Below are 12,939 nucleotides of genomic sequence, written 5' to 3' on the forward strand. Positions count from 1 at the left end.
GCACCGAAAAGAAACCGCAAAAAGAACAATTGTTACATCAATAAACCTTTGGCACATTATCATCACAAAACAAAAAGGCAGACTCATTTCAGTCTACCTTCATCTTCTAGATTTTCATGGGAGCACCTTTTGTCTTCAGGTAATATGCAATGAATCATTTAACCACTCGTCACAATGTTCAATAAGCCACCTCAAATATTCAACATATTGACCGGCATGATAGCCATCACAAACAGCATGATGTACTTGTATGGCAACGGGCAAAATGATTTTTCCTTCTTCCACCTTAAATTTGCCTATCGTAAATATTGGCAGTAAATAAGCTTCATCTGTAGATACATTAAGGTTAAAAGAAGTAAAATCAATCCACGGTAGACTTGAAATATTGAACATGTTTTCTGGCATATGAGGTTTCGGAAATAGGTTGCTGCTTTTGCTAAATGTTTCAATATCGGCTACACAGCTTTTATAAAACTGAGCAAAGTTTTCATCAAAAGGCGTCCAAATACTTGAAAACGTCTTTGTTTCTTTATTTAGAATCGTATAACTAGGATGGAGAATCTCCCAGTAACCCAGTTCATCGTTCACTTGATCCATCCGAAACTCAGGAATTTTTTGCACAGCTCTTGCTAACAAATAAATTTGCACAGGATATACTTTTAGCTTTTTTTCTTTTAATATTGCATGCAATTTCGTGATGTCTAGATTGATCACCAAGCTATATGAGCATCGGGTTAACGTCATATAATGGTGAAAGTGCTCTTTTCGCAGATAATTTTCGTCTATTTGTTTAAACATTTTTATCTCCTCCTGAATGTGATTTACTGTATTCAGGAGGAGATTTTATCTGTTTTCACCACCACAATCATCCTTTCAAGAGATATGTCATGTTTCTGTCCATTCAAAGTCTACCATGAGCTTTGCCTACGTTAAAGCCTTCAGCAACTCGAATAAAAAAGCACCTTCTATTGTAGAAGGTACTTATCTTATATTCTAGCACTAGCTTTTTTATATTTTTGAAGAAATTGATGACCTTCATTTAAAAAAACTAGAAAACGCTTATTTATAGTTTCAATAACGATTCTATCTGGTTGACCATATGGAGCACCAATTCTATAATCAATATCATCTGCAACTCCATACTTGTCCGACTCTTTAATACTAACGATTTGATCAATTGGTATTTCTGTTTTAGATAAACCAAATTTTAAGACTAAACATTTTTCATCAAAACTATAACGAGTTTTTAGGAAAACAGTAAAAATAAAGAAAAGTGCTAATAAAAAGATTAACATAATTACATATTCCATAGAATCACTCTTTCTTATGCTTTTATCTAATTTTACCATGTTTTTTACTTTTTAAAACCAACAACTTTAAGAGAAGTGTTATATAAGTTTAAATTCATCCTAGTAAGGCAAGTTCTATGAAGTGCTGTTCATACATTTGTATAAGTTAGCTGCGATTCCCCCCTCCTCTATATTAGAAAGAATGACTGAGATACTTCTCAACTGTTTTACCAAAGTAAAACTTATTAAAGAGCATCTATATATGTCCAGCGTACTTTTAGTGAAGAAATCAATTGTTTTAGTTCGTTGCGAATGACCTTTGTTCGTGTAATTCCTCTCTTGCTAACATATAAATTTGCCAGGATATACTTTTAGCCTTTTTCTTTTAATATTGCATGCAATTTCGTGATGTCTAGATTGACCACCAGGCTATATGAGCATCGGATTATCGTCATATAATGATGAAAGTGCTCTTTTCGCGGATATTTATATCCTCCTGAATGTGATTTACTGTATTCAGGAGGAGACTTTATCTGTTTTCACCACCACAATCATCCTTTCAAGAGATATGTCATGTTTCTGTCCATTCAAAGTCTACCATGAGCTTTGCCTACGTTAAAGCCTGCAGCAACTCTTCGTAAGTCATCTTGCCCAACGTGAATTTTTCTAGTGCTATATATGTTTTCTCCGCTGAAGTATTCATTCTATTATGACATTCATTCACTAACTCATTTTCATTTGTTATTGGCTCATGTATATGTTCTTTTTTTCGAAATGCTTCATAATATCTTATACCAAATATTCTCTGGGACATCGCATTGATGTGAATTCCGTCCGGGTTAAGTATAAGGCCTTTCGCAGTAACATAATAACAATTTTCATGATGATGTGCAGATTTTTGTAGTTCCTCATTGATCAGTTGATATTCCACACATCCTGCGCCAAATGCTCTCTTTCCTAAGAAATCGCCCAAACCTCCTATCAAAAGCGGAATGTTAGGTGCAGATAATTCAGTTCTTAGCTCATGAAATAATCTTAGTATTTTTTCATAATATGCTTTGTACTTCCCATCTTGGCTGTCACTTTCTCCTTGATGCCATAATATCCCGGCCAATTCGCTATTTTCCTTTGCAAATTTAGCTTCATTTATTGCATGACGAAATAAAGCCCCCTCTCGTGACCACTCATCAATGGAACTGCCACCTTCGGCACATGGAATCAGACCAATCTTCTCTCCTTCATGATCCTTACACCAAGCCTCCGCAAAGGAAGCCGCCAGTCCAACGCCAGCTACCGGCCTATCAAAATGAATAGGTTCAGTCATCATTTGCCATCTACCATTTCGCAGCATCATGATTCTTTCATTATAAATTGGCGGCACTTCATGCATGAAGCCTCGACCCGCCATATTGGATTGTCCAATTAGTAAAAATGACTTCATATCATTTTCCCCTCCACTAAATATTTTATTAAATATGTATTCGCTTGAACGTTATCATTTTCTTTTTTTATAAATTTCAACAATCTCAAGCCCTATTAGCGCTTATTTTAATTAATTCAAAAAGTGCATTCAGCTATTAACACAATGAAAACACAACACTCCTATAAAATGGTATTTAAGTCTCTTTTTTATATTTGTTGAAAAAGATAAGATTGTGTCGCAATACTATATTTTCCATAGGAGGAATTACATGAAAAAACGGGCGTTGTTTATTATTTTGTTGTCCTTGTCCCTGATTTTGACCTCTGTTCCCCCAAGTTTTGCAACTGAGAAAAACACCTCAAAAGAAAACGACTCTTTTAAAAATCACGAAGAATTCACCGAAGAAATAGACGGATTGAAAACAAATATAAAAACCATGGAAAACGATTCGCAACATGTTACCACTTTTAAAACTAAACTTGGCACAATCACCTATACCTCTAACAAAGAGACAGGTAATATTTCTGTTTCTAGTAACTATCTAAAATCTGACGAAATAGCAGCAATTGAAGAACAGGTAAATAAGATTGCAAACAGCATTGTACTAGAAAATCAAATGAATCCAACGGTCACTAATTCAATTGAACAATTAGCAAATGATGATTTCATAACACAGAAACAAAAGGGCAAATGGGCATGGTCCAAATATGATCATTACCGTATTACAGTAGAAGGAAAGGCAGCTTTAGGGGTGATTGTAGCAGCCATTTTAAACCGCATTCCTTATGTTGGCTGGATTGCTACTGCCGCTGCTCAAATAATGATTCAATTGAAAATGAAAACAGGTTACTTCTCCGCACGTTGGGGAACACGAGCCGACACTGATATTTGTTATTTGTGGAGAAAGAGACACTTGAAAATGTTCTCGGACAGTAAACGTAAAAATAAAAAACTGGACGAAGTAGGATCGGCAGGAAAAGTTTATATGTGTGGAACTGGTTGAATAAAAAAGGCCCCAGTCTAATGCAGACTAGGGCTTTTTTTATTGCTGTTTTTGCTCTTTTAGTTTTTTGAAAATCACAAATTGATATACTCCAAATAGTACGGTTAGAATGATGATTGCAGTAAATATTTGTTCGACTGGAAGCAAGAAATATACGACAATAAAAGATAAAAGCAAAACAAGGTAACCTATATTGAACGCTTTTTTAAATGTCATCATATTACCTCCTTTTTACAATCATATCACGTTTTACCTAACCTTATAACCAACTTTTCACTATTAAAACACAAAAATTCCCTATCAAGGACAGTGGATTTACTTATTTCAATGCTTTTCGAAGAGCTGCTTTTGTCTTCGGACCATAGATACCATCAGCACTAAGCCCATACATGAGCTGGAATCGTTTAACCACATTTTCTGTTTTTGCTCCAAGTAGCCGTCTATCCCATTGTGTCAAAAGCTCGGTCACTTTAACGATGCCAGATGATAAGTCGAACACCTTAATCGTTTTGATCCAAAAAATACTGAGAAACAATCTGGTGGATAAAGATCGTCCCCAATCAACAGAAACAGAAACAGAACAATTATTCGTTTTCAGAAAAACAAAAAACCCTTGCTAGGCAAGGGTTCTAACGATGATTCCGACTGGGCTCGAACCAGCGACCTCTACCCTGTCAAGGTAGCGCTCTCCCAGCTGAGCTACGGAATCGGGTTATGTATCAGTTCTGGGCTTTCTGTTACTGACAGTCTCTATTATATAATCATCATGATCCGTCGTCAATGGTTTTGTTCAAAAAAGGTCAAAAAGCCGGCACAGCCGCCGGCTTTTTCTCTTCTTTATGATTGGTTTACAAGAACAGGCTTGAGTTGATCGAGTGCTTGTTTGAAGTCGCGTTTGAGGTCTTCTCCGTTTTCTACTCCTACACTTAATCGAAGCAGGCCGTCCGTAATCCCTCTTTTTTCTCTTTCTTCTTTTGGCATAGCAGCATGTGACATTTTGGCTGGGTATGACAGAATGGATTCGACGGCGCCAAGGCTGACGGCGAATACAGGTAATGTGACAGCATCCACTAATTCTTTGACCGCTGCTTGGTTTTCTAATTCAAATGAGAGAACTGCTCCAGCTCCGCTTGCTTGCTTTCGCTGAATGTCTGCCCCAGGATGGTCATCTAAGCCTGGATAGTATACTTTTTTCACCGCAGGATGCTCTTTGAGGAATGAAGCGAGTTCAAATGCCGTTTGGCTTGCTTTTTCTAATCTGACTTGAAGGGTTTTTAACCCTCTGAGCACAAGCCAGCAATCCTGCACGCCAAGGACCGCACCGAAGGAGTTTTGCAGCGAATAAAGCTCCTCACCCAGTTTCTCGTCTTTCACTACAGCTAACCCTGACAGTACATCACTGTGACCGCTCAAAAATTTCGTTGCGCTGTGCAGGACAACGTCAACACCAAGATCAAGCGGACGCTGAAGAGCGGGTGTTAAAAATGTATTATCTAAAAATGTCAGACAGTCATGTTCTTTGGCAAGCTGGACGACGCCCCTAATATCCGTAATCCCTAGAGTCGGGTTTGACGGCGTTTCCATGTAAATGACTTTTGTATTCGATTGAATGCCTCTTTTGACTTCATTCAAATCCGTCATGTCCACAAAGGTATGCTCAATGCCAAATCGCGAAAGAACTTGAGTAATCATTCTGAAAGTACCGCCATACACATCTCTTGTGACAAGGACGTGATCTCCTTTTGATAATAGAAGAAAAGCGGTTGAGATGGCTGCCATGCCTGATGCAAAAGCAAGCCCTCGTGTTCCTCCTTCTAGCGCCGCAATCGTATCCTCTAACGCTTGACGTGTAGGAGTCCCCGATCTTGAGTAGTCATATTGACCAAAATCATCGAAGCTGCTTTGATGAAAGGTGGACGCATGCTGAATCGGCACACTGACTGCACCTGTTGAACGGTCTGTTTTGAATGCATTATGAACGAGTTGGGTTTCGAATGTCCAATCATGTGTGGTCATTTGGCATGTACCTCCTCTTTTACTTGTGATAGTGCCTGTTTTAGGTCTGCCTTCAGGTCATCTACGTGCTCAATACCAACGGAGAAACGGAGCAGTTTGTTACACACACCGTTTGCAATGCGAATTTCCGCAGGAATATCCATGTGCGTTTGCGTCGCAGGATACGTAATGAAGCTTTCGACTCCGCCAAGACTTTCAGCAAAACATATCGTTTTCAGCTGCTTTAAAAATGGATTGACCCAGTCCTCTTCGGCTACACGGAATGACAGCATTCCTCCCTTGCCTGGGTAAAGGACATCTTGAATTTCTGGCTGTTTCTTTAAAAACTCAGCTAGCTCCTTCGCATTTGCCTCGTGCTGGCGCATTCTAAGAGCCAGTGTTTTCATCCCTCTCATTAACAGCCATGAGTCAAACGGAGATAAAACGGCGCCAATTGCGTTTTGATGCTGGAACATGTCTTCAGAGAGCTTCTCTCCTTTTGTCACCACAAGCCCTGCAAGAACGTCATTGTGTCCACCTAAATATTTGGTTGCACTATGGATGACAATGTCCGCTCCAAGCGTAATCGGCTTTTGCAAAACGGGTGTGTAAAAGGTGTTATCGACAATGACCAAAGCGCCATGTTCTTTTGCAATCTTCGCTATTTTTTGAATATCTGCTTCCTGCATAAGTGGATTTGTCGGCGTTTCAATAAAGATTGCTTTTGTGTTTGGCGTGATTTTAGAGCGTAAACAGTCTTCATCTGAAAAATCATCGTAAAGAAAACGTAAGCCGTACTTTTTCCATTCGTTTTCAAACAAACGGTATGTACCGCCATATAGGTCTGATGAGACGATGAGTTCATCACCGCTTTCAAATAGCGCCATGATCGTTTGGATCGCAGCCATTCCCGAACTGAAGGCAAATCCGGCCGTCCCTTCTTCGAGTGAAGCAATTGCATCCTCTACAAGCTGTCTTGTTGGGTTTTTCGTACGAATGTAATCAAATCCGGTTGATTCCCCTATGCCTCTATGTCTGTAGGCTGTTGAAAGATAAACGGGGGGACTGACCGTACCAGTCGCCTCTTCGCTGCGGTTTCCAATTTGCGCTAATGTCGTTTCCACATGTTCTGTCATTTGACACCATCCTAAGTAAAAATCTGATTTCAAAACAGAAAACCCCTTCTTCATAAGAAGAAGGGGTTTTAATCGCTTCCTCTTATCTTCCAAGCAAAAAAGCTGCTTGCTGGATTTAGCACCTTGGTACATCACATGAAGTGATGCATACCGGTTGCTGAGGTTTCAAAGGGCCAGTCCCTCCACCTCTCACGATAAGAATGTGTTGTCTGTCTGTTCTAATTCTTAATACTGTAACGCATTAAATCTCATTTTTCAAGAGGAATCTGAACAATTAATTGAAATTTTCTGTATTTTATAACAGATTCGGTGTTAACTGAATTGATTGCATGTTAGCATATAGGAACAACGCTATTTTTCATGTTACAATGAATGGAAACGTTTCACTTTGTGATGAAATCGGTTAGCTGGAGGAATGGATTATGGTGAAGAAAACAGGCATTATTCAAGAAGAAACCTTACATTCAAAAGAACTTGGGGCGGATATGACCCTTTTGATCTATTTGCCAGTCAATTATTCCCCCCTTTATACATATCATGTCATCATTGCCCAAGATGGTCATGATTATTTCCGCTTAGGCAAAATAGGCAGACAGGCAGAAGAATTGATGCAAAACAAAGAAATGGAACGCTCCATTATCATTGGTGTTCCTTATGAAAATGTCACGGAAAGACGGAATACGTATCATCCAGACGGCACAAAATTTGAAGCGTATAAACGCTTTTTAGCAAATGAACTTGTCCCTTATATTGATACGCATTATCCAACCTATCAAATTGGCTCAGGTCGCACGTTTATTGGTGATTCACTGGGTGCTACGATTTCTCTTATGACAGCGATTGATTATCCTTCTTTATTTGGCGGACTCATTTTGCAGTCCCCTTACGTCGATGAGTCAGTCTTAGAAGCTGTTAAACAGTCGACAGCCCTTTCTCATTATGCGATTATCCATCAAATTGGACTGGAAGAAACGGCTGTGAAAACAACAGATGGCCAAGTGCTTGATTTTATTCAGCCAAACGACGATTTAAAGGCACTTCTTGAACAGTCAGGTGCAGATTATTTATTTGAGACCTTCGAAGGGGATCATAAATGGACGTTTTGGCAGCCGCTCATTGCGCCTTCGTTAAAAAGAATGCTCCCATATTCGTTAATCAACTGAATTTTGTTATAATAAACAATAATAAATACTTTCTTAATCAGGAGGGAACAAGATGAAATACGGAGTTGTTATATTTCCATCAAAAAAATTGCAAGATATTGCGAACTCTTACCGGAAGCGTTATGATCCGAACTATGCACTCATACCGCCTCATTTAACACTTAGAACACCTTTTGAATTAACGGATCTAGAAGCGGCTGAGGTCGTCTCAACGTTAAGAGAGTATGCAAAAAATGTTTCTCCTATTACGTTACGTATTAAAAAATTCAGTTCATTCGCTCCTGTAAACAACGTCATTTATATGAAAGTAGAACCGAACGAGGAAATCATGGCGCTCAATGAAAGATTGTACGCAGATCCACTTGAAGGTACACCTGAATATGCCTTTGTTCCGCATGTGACAGTGGCTCAAAAACTATCAGATGATGAGCATTCAGACGTACTTGGCACATTAAAGCTGAGAAAGATTGACCATGAAGAAACAGTGGATCGCTTCCACCTTTTATATCAATTAGAGAACGGATCTTGGACCGTCTATGAAACATTTATTTTAGGAGAAGAGGGTTAAGTACACTTGAAAACAGTCATCGCAACAGCACAAACACAACGAGAAGATGCATATTACGTTCGAAAAGAAGTATTCGTCAAAGAACAAGAAGTCCCAATAGAGATTGAAATAGATGAACTAGAAGACGAGGCCATTCATTTTGTCATTTATAACGATGAAATGAAGCCTCAAGCAGCCGCTAGATTACGGATCATTGAAGGGCCAAAGGCAAAGCTAGAACGAATTTGTGTGTTAAAAGAGGCGCGCGCTTTCGGCCTTGGCCACAAACTATTAGAAGCGCTGGAAACAGAAGCCATTGCGAATGGAGCGAAGGAAGCGGTTATGCACGCACAAGTCCAAGCTCTTCCTTTCTACGAAAAAAAAGGCTACAAAGCCGTATCTGAATCGTTTGAAGAAGCGGGGATCACACATGTCAAAATGACAAAAACACTGTCTGTTTGACCAAAAGAAAAGCCAGAGCATTCAAGATGCCCTGGCTTTTCTTTCTTTATCATCGTTCGTCAATGGAAGAAAGCGCAATCATTTATATATACGTATTAATATGAACGCCTTTGCCTTCCTCCATAAACATATCTCGTACAAAGCGTTCCCGCTTTTTTTGTTGTACTTTCGTTTCCGCTTCTGTCACTAAGTCCTCTTTTTTCTCCAACTCTCTGTATATCTTGTCATGAAAGGTGCGAGTAACCTTAGTTACTTTCGCGTAGTCTTCTTTATCCTGAGGAGCAGGACGATTGATATATTGAAAATACAGATCCGGCTGAATCGGGGCTATATATCCCATCAAGAACGCCTCCTTTGCTTCTCTTCTACTCTACTATTCCCTAATTAATACTGTTTGAAACACGTATCATTTGATATGATTAGATGTGTTTCTTTTTAAGATTGATTAACTATTGGAGGACTAGCTTTGAAATGCGCACGACGACATGATCGAACGATCTCATTACATACGTATTCGAGAGAACATTATCAATTCCTCCATGACGAGGGAAAAAAAGGGCACTTATTCTGCCCATATTGCGGACAACCAGTCTTTTTCAGATTAAATATACATGAAGAACCTGCCTTTATTCATAAACATATGTCTCAGCAAGAGCTGTGTGAACAAGCAGAAGAACAAGAAGATCAGAAAAAACACGCAGAGCGAGAGGAAAGTGCTTCTTATAAAGAACTTGGGGGCTTCCGTTTTCCAACAGGTAAACAAATCATCTCGCAAACGAATGAATCATATGACTGGCAGGAACCAAGGTCGATTCAATTTAGTGATGCGTTACATTTAGAAGAGAATGAACAAGCACATACCATCGATCTCTTTCCGCATATCACCTTTAGCACACCGCAGCTTCAAGCTGTCACACATAAAGACGGTCCAATGCTGGTGCTGGCTGGCGCTGGCAGCGGGAAAACAAGAGTCCTGACAGCAAGAGCGGCTTATCTCATGTCACATCATCATATTCCTGCTCACCATATCTTACTCGTGACTTTCACCACAAAAGCCAGCAGTGAAATGAAAGAAAGACTGCGCAAGCAATATCAGCTTCACCCATCACAAGCAAGCCAAGTGGTGACAGGCACCTTCCACAGTCTTTTTTATAAAATGCTGCTTCACGATGACGCAAACAAATGGAATGGCCAGCACCTGATTAAGTTTGATTGGCAGAAGGAACAGTACATTCGGAAAGCCATCATGAATGAAGGACTAGATGAAAAAGACTACCCTACCGATCAAGTCCTGCAATCGATCGGCTATTGGAAAAATGCTTTTTTACCAGGTGAGCTTCCTGATTTGAAGGATGAAAAGGAAAAACACATGTGGACGATCTATCAATCTTATGAACATCAAAAACGAGACAATCAGCAATTTGACTTTGATGACATGGCCATTGCCTGCTTGCACATGCTGACTGAAAAGCCTGAACTGCTGAAACGGTATCAAGAACGGTTCAAATATATATTGGTGGATGAATTTCAGGATATAAATCCAGTTCAATATCAATTGATTCAGCTGTTAGCTGGAGAATGTGAGCAGCTATTTTGTGTCGGTGATGATGATCAAGCCATTTATGCCTTTAGGGGCAGTAATCCTGCTTTCATTCTTGAATTCAAACGAGATTATCCTTCGGCTCAGATTGTCCATTTACATGCCAATTATCGGTCGCATCATACAATTGTCGCAAGTGCGGATGCCATTATTAAGAAAAATCAGCATCGTTATGAGAAAACGTTAAAAGCCGTCCGATCGGAGACAATCCCTCCTACGCTCTTTTATCCATATGACGAGGAAGAGGAAGCGACCATGATCGTGGCAGATATTCAGGAGAAAATTAAAAACGGCGCAAAGCCGAATGATATCTGCGTGCTCTTTCGCACCAATACGGGAGGCCGCGCGATTTATGAGCGTCTGCATCAATCCGCGATTCCGTATGAGACGGAGGCTGGTGTCAAAGCCTTCTACAGCAGACGAATTGTTCGGGTTCTTCTCGCCTTTCTCTCTTTAAGTCAGGATGCCGATGATGTGGCTGCTATGAAACAGCTGCTTCCAGTTTTCTTTTTAAAGCAACAGACCTTAAACACAATGAAGGCACTGACCATCACGGAAGATTGTTCAATGGTCGACGCACTCGGAAAACTAACTGATATTCAGCCGTTTCAACAGAAAAAGCTGCAATCTATTGTTCCTCTGTTCCGCACGTTACGAAATTTAAAGCCGTCTGATGCTGTGGCGTTTATTGAACAAAAGATGGGACTTGGTGATTACTTAAAAAAACGAGTGAATGATACGAATGTGCTTGAAAAAGGGGCGGATGACGTACGAGATGTAAAAACCGCCGCCAAACGCTTTGAAACGATTGAAGCCTTTCTCGCACATGCCGAACACATGAAATCTGCCGAAAAGGAAAAAACAGACGAACCAGGTGTTCAGCTCATGACGATTCACCGGGCAAAGGGTCTGGAATTCCAAACGGTGTACATCACTTGCGTGGTCGACGGAGCACTGCCTCATGATTTCTCACTTGATGAACTCAGAAACGGTGATGAAGAAGCCTTGGAAGAAGAGCGCCGTTTATTATATGTGGCCATGACAAGAGCTGAACAATCTCTTTATCTATCGGTTCCATCATTTAGACGAGGGAAAACCGCTCATCGCTCGCGCTTTTTATATCCCCTTCTAAAGAAAAGCCGAGAATTATTCACAGAAAAACAACAGGCCCCCCTTTAAGCGGAGAGCCTGTTGTTTATTTTTTGTTGTTCATCATTTTAGCGATGGTATTGAAATCAAGCTTTTCTTTTCCACTTGTAATCGATTGAACGATTTTGTCTTCCATTTCTTTCGGTACACGTTTATTCGCAAGCTGCGCTACTTTTTTAATGACGCCTCGAACCGTTGCTTCATCTTTAAAGTTGGCATTTTGCAAAGAACCTGCAAGCTTGAAGACATCGTTCATATTCACACCTGTTTTATTTTCAACGCTTTTAAAGAATTTATTATCCATTCATTTGCCTCCTCTTTGTGGAGTAATCACCTTACTATATGAAAATAGGCGAGATATGTGCCTATCCTAAAGCCTTGTTTGCCCAAAGAGAAAGGAAAGCAAAAGGCTCCCCTATTGCTTCCCTCACCTTCTTACTGTTTAGTTAAAGAAAGAAGCACCAACGATGATTAGAAGGATGAAAAGCACAACGACAAGAACAAATGTTGATCCATATCCGCCGCCATAACCTCCGCCGTAGCCGCCGCAAGAACCGCCACCGTAACCGTAACAACTCATATATAAGCACCTCCTCTTCTCCCTTACAAAATATGAAAAATACAACAAATGGTTTGGACGATCACATAAAAAAGTGCGGAATTTTTATTTCTGCTGTTTAAAGACGTAATCTGCCTCTCCATGACGTACAATGAATGCTTCTGTTTCTTTCGCAAAAGCATCCATCTTCACGCCAAATGCTTTTAAATGCTCCTCAAGATCCTTCGCTTTATCCGCTAGATCCATTTCAACCTTTTCGTGCGCTTGCTCTTTCCCATCATGGGGTTTAGTGAACAAGGAACCGATTAATTGTTCGAATGCATCCATTCTGGTCACCCCTTCTCTCTTACATATGCATCACTCAAAAAAAGGGCAACAAAAAAACCGGATAAATCCGGCTTTTGTTTTCTCTTCTATTGAGGTTTCTTTTTCTTTCCACAGCCGCAGCCTGTTTTTTTGATTTTTTTCGTATAAACAGATTGTTGATTTGACTGCGCTGGATAACCTTGAAGCATATGTGACGGTGTTTCATTTGGTTTCATCGCAACCCTTCCTTTCCTATTCCATGATAGTATATGCATTTTTTGAAAGCGCGTCTGATCAGAATGCCTGT

At 39.9% G+C, this 12,939-nt stretch carries 16 protein-coding genes, 1 tRNA gene, 3 pseudogenes and 1 riboswitch; of the genes and pseudogenes, 5 read left to right on the forward strand and 15 right to left on the reverse strand.

Annotation, left to right across the window (positions count from 1 at the left end):
* Positions 1-135 precede the first annotated feature (135 nt).
* From MHH40_RS04550 to MHH40_RS04565, 5 genes and pseudogenes are all read right to left on the reverse strand, one after another.
* Positions 136-798: a type A-6 chloramphenicol O-acetyltransferase Cat86 gene (locus MHH40_RS04550; protein WP_050945244.1), complete on the reverse strand. Its 663-nt coding sequence runs from the start codon at positions 796-798 to the stop codon at positions 136-138.
* A 188-nt stretch (positions 799-986) separates the two neighbouring features.
* Positions 987-1,310 (reverse strand): SunI/YnzG family protein, encoded by a 324-nt coding sequence (locus MHH40_RS04555; protein WP_050945245.1) that lies wholly within the window; start codon positions 1,308-1,310, stop codon positions 987-989.
* A 162-nt stretch (positions 1,311-1,472) separates the two neighbouring features.
* Positions 1,473-1,607, reverse strand: a pseudogene (locus MHH40_RS18820) (UV damage repair protein UvrX); the annotation flags it as partial.
* Positions 1,608-1,626: 19 nt separating this feature from the next.
* Positions 1,627-1,744 (reverse strand): annotated as a pseudogene (locus MHH40_RS18825) (CatA-like O-acetyltransferase); the annotation flags it as partial.
* A gap of 155 nt (positions 1,745-1,899) precedes the next feature.
* Positions 1,900-2,730 (reverse strand): sialate O-acetylesterase, encoded by an 831-nt coding sequence (locus MHH40_RS04565; protein WP_050945246.1) that lies wholly within the window; start codon positions 2,728-2,730, stop codon positions 1,900-1,902.
* A 250-nt stretch (positions 2,731-2,980) separates the two neighbouring features.
* Here MHH40_RS04565 and MHH40_RS04570 point away from each other — a divergent pair, with 250 nt between their 5' ends.
* Entirely contained in the window at positions 2,981-3,715 is a 735-nt protein-coding gene (locus MHH40_RS04570; protein ID WP_050945247.1) for a hypothetical protein, read from the forward strand.
* Between the two features lie 39 nt (positions 3,716-3,754).
* Here the strand turns inward: MHH40_RS04570 and MHH40_RS04575 are convergent, their stop codons facing one another.
* The 5 genes and pseudogenes from MHH40_RS04575 to MHH40_RS04595 all read right to left on the reverse strand — a co-directional run bounded on the left by MHH40_RS04575 (position 3,755) and on the right by MHH40_RS04595 (position 6,846).
* Positions 3,755-3,931 (reverse strand): hypothetical protein, encoded by a 177-nt coding sequence (locus MHH40_RS04575; RefSeq protein WP_199852773.1) that lies wholly within the window; start codon positions 3,929-3,931, stop codon positions 3,755-3,757.
* A 103-nt stretch (positions 3,932-4,034) separates the two neighbouring features.
* Positions 4,035-4,168 (reverse strand): annotated as a pseudogene (locus tag MHH40_RS04580) (peptidoglycan-binding domain-containing protein); the annotation flags it as partial.
* Between the two features lie 183 nt (positions 4,169-4,351).
* Positions 4,352-4,424: transfer RNA gene (locus MHH40_RS04585), tRNA-Val, on the reverse strand.
* 128 nt (positions 4,425-4,552) lie between these two features.
* Positions 4,553-5,731: a cystathionine beta-lyase gene (gene metC, locus MHH40_RS04590; protein ID WP_050945248.1), complete on the reverse strand. Its 1,179-nt coding sequence runs from the start codon at positions 5,729-5,731 to the stop codon at positions 4,553-4,555.
* Positions 5,728-6,846 (reverse strand): methionine biosynthesis PLP-dependent protein, encoded by a 1,119-nt coding sequence (locus MHH40_RS04595; RefSeq protein ID WP_050945249.1) that lies wholly within the window; start codon positions 6,844-6,846, stop codon positions 5,728-5,730. The genes metC and MHH40_RS04595 overlap by 4 nt, the downstream gene beginning before the upstream one ends.
* A 79-nt stretch (positions 6,847-6,925) precedes the next feature.
* Positions 6,926-7,047: riboswitch (SAM riboswitch) on the reverse strand.
* A 221-nt stretch (positions 7,048-7,268) separates the two neighbouring features.
* Between MHH40_RS04595 and MHH40_RS04600 the strand changes: the two genes are divergently transcribed.
* Genes MHH40_RS04600 through MHH40_RS04610 form a run of 3 tightly spaced genes read left to right on the forward strand, consistent with a single transcriptional unit; the run spans position 7,269 to position 9,018 of the window.
* Complete coding sequence (locus MHH40_RS04600) at positions 7,269-8,009, forward strand: alpha/beta hydrolase (RefSeq protein WP_012009609.1); 741 nt, start codon at positions 7,269-7,271, stop codon at positions 8,007-8,009.
* 52 nt (positions 8,010-8,061) lie between these two features.
* On the forward strand, positions 8,062-8,577 hold the full coding sequence (locus MHH40_RS04605) for a YjcG family protein (RefSeq protein ID WP_003210845.1): 516 nt from the start codon (positions 8,062-8,064) through the stop codon (positions 8,575-8,577).
* A 6-nt stretch (positions 8,578-8,583) separates the two neighbouring features.
* Entirely contained in the window at positions 8,584-9,018 is a 435-nt protein-coding gene (locus MHH40_RS04610) for a GNAT family N-acetyltransferase (RefSeq protein WP_050945250.1), read from the forward strand.
* Positions 9,019-9,100: 82 nt separating this feature from the next.
* Here the strand turns inward: MHH40_RS04610 and MHH40_RS04615 are convergent, their stop codons facing one another.
* Entirely contained in the window at positions 9,101-9,358 is a 258-nt protein-coding gene (locus MHH40_RS04615) for a hypothetical protein (RefSeq protein ID WP_003210759.1), read from the reverse strand.
* A 126-nt stretch (positions 9,359-9,484) separates the two neighbouring features.
* Between MHH40_RS04615 and MHH40_RS04620 the strand changes: the two genes are divergently transcribed.
* Positions 9,485-11,797 (forward strand): UvrD-helicase domain-containing protein, encoded by a 2,313-nt coding sequence (locus MHH40_RS04620; RefSeq protein ID WP_050945251.1) that lies wholly within the window; start codon positions 9,485-9,487, stop codon positions 11,795-11,797.
* Positions 11,798-11,813: 16 nt separating this feature from the next.
* Here MHH40_RS04620 and MHH40_RS04625 read toward each other — a convergent pair whose 3' ends face one another.
* The 4 genes from MHH40_RS04625 to MHH40_RS04640 form a co-directional block, all read right to left on the reverse strand.
* On the reverse strand, positions 11,814-12,071 hold the full coding sequence (locus MHH40_RS04625; protein ID WP_003212292.1) for a stage VI sporulation protein F: 258 nt from the start codon (positions 12,069-12,071) through the stop codon (positions 11,814-11,816).
* A gap of 138 nt (positions 12,072-12,209) precedes the next feature.
* On the reverse strand, positions 12,210-12,347 hold the full coding sequence (locus tag MHH40_RS04630; protein ID WP_003212017.1) for a YjcZ family sporulation protein: 138 nt from the start codon (positions 12,345-12,347) through the stop codon (positions 12,210-12,212).
* Between the two features lie 84 nt (positions 12,348-12,431).
* Positions 12,432-12,653: a hypothetical protein gene (locus MHH40_RS04635; RefSeq protein ID WP_050945252.1), complete on the reverse strand. Its 222-nt coding sequence runs from the start codon at positions 12,651-12,653 to the stop codon at positions 12,432-12,434.
* An 86-nt stretch (positions 12,654-12,739) separates the two neighbouring features.
* Positions 12,740-12,868 (reverse strand): hypothetical protein, encoded by a 129-nt coding sequence (locus MHH40_RS04640; protein WP_267885153.1) that lies wholly within the window; start codon positions 12,866-12,868, stop codon positions 12,740-12,742.
* Positions 12,869-12,939 lie beyond the last annotated feature (71 nt).

Source organism: Bacillus sp. FSL K6-2431 (genome assembly GCF_038005165.1).
GTDB lineage: Bacteria > Bacillota > Bacilli > Bacillales > Bacillaceae > Bacillus > Bacillus pumilus.

Bases quoted from the DNA above. Each gene is read 5' to 3' on its own strand.
- MHH40_RS04575 (WP_199852773.1), bottom strand. From the start codon at position 3,931: ATGACATTTAAAAAAGCGTTCAATATAGGTTACCTTGTTTTGCTTTTA.
- MHH40_RS04625 (WP_003212292.1), bottom strand. From the start codon at position 12,071: ATGGATAATAAATTCTTTAAAAGCGTTGAAAATAAAACAGGTGTGAAT.
- MHH40_RS04550 (WP_050945244.1), bottom strand. From the start codon at position 798: ATGTTTAAACAAATAGACGAAAATTATCTGCGAAAAGAGCACTTTCAC.
- MHH40_RS04605 (WP_003210845.1), top strand. From the start codon at position 8,062: ATGAAATACGGAGTTGTTATATTTCCATCAAAAAAATTGCAAGATATT.
- MHH40_RS04630 (WP_003212017.1), bottom strand. From the start codon at position 12,347: ATGAGTTGTTACGGTTACGGTGGCGGTTCTTGCGGCGGCTACGGCGGA.
- MHH40_RS04600 (WP_012009609.1), top strand. From the start codon at position 7,269: ATGGTGAAGAAAACAGGCATTATTCAAGAAGAAACCTTACATTCAAAA.
- MHH40_RS04570 (WP_050945247.1), top strand. From the start codon at position 2,981: ATGAAAAAACGGGCGTTGTTTATTATTTTGTTGTCCTTGTCCCTGATT.
- MHH40_RS04635 (WP_050945252.1), bottom strand. From the start codon at position 12,653: ATGGATGCATTCGAACAATTAATCGGTTCCTTGTTCACTAAACCCCAT.
- MHH40_RS04615 (WP_003210759.1), bottom strand. From the start codon at position 9,358: ATGGGATATATAGCCCCGATTCAGCCGGATCTGTATTTTCAATATATC.
- MHH40_RS04595 (WP_050945249.1), bottom strand. From the start codon at position 6,846: ATGACAGAACATGTGGAAACGACATTAGCGCAAATTGGAAACCGCAGC.
- MHH40_RS04640 (WP_267885153.1), bottom strand. From the start codon at position 12,868: ATGAAACCAAATGAAACACCGTCACATATGCTTCAAGGTTATCCAGCG.
- MHH40_RS04565 (WP_050945246.1), bottom strand. From the start codon at position 2,730: ATGAAGTCATTTTTACTAATTGGACAATCCAATATGGCGGGTCGAGGC.
- metC (WP_050945248.1), bottom strand. From the start codon at position 5,731: ATGACCACACATGATTGGACATTCGAAACCCAACTCGTTCATAATGCA.
- MHH40_RS04555 (WP_050945245.1), bottom strand. From the start codon at position 1,310: ATGGAATATGTAATTATGTTAATCTTTTTATTAGCACTTTTCTTTATT.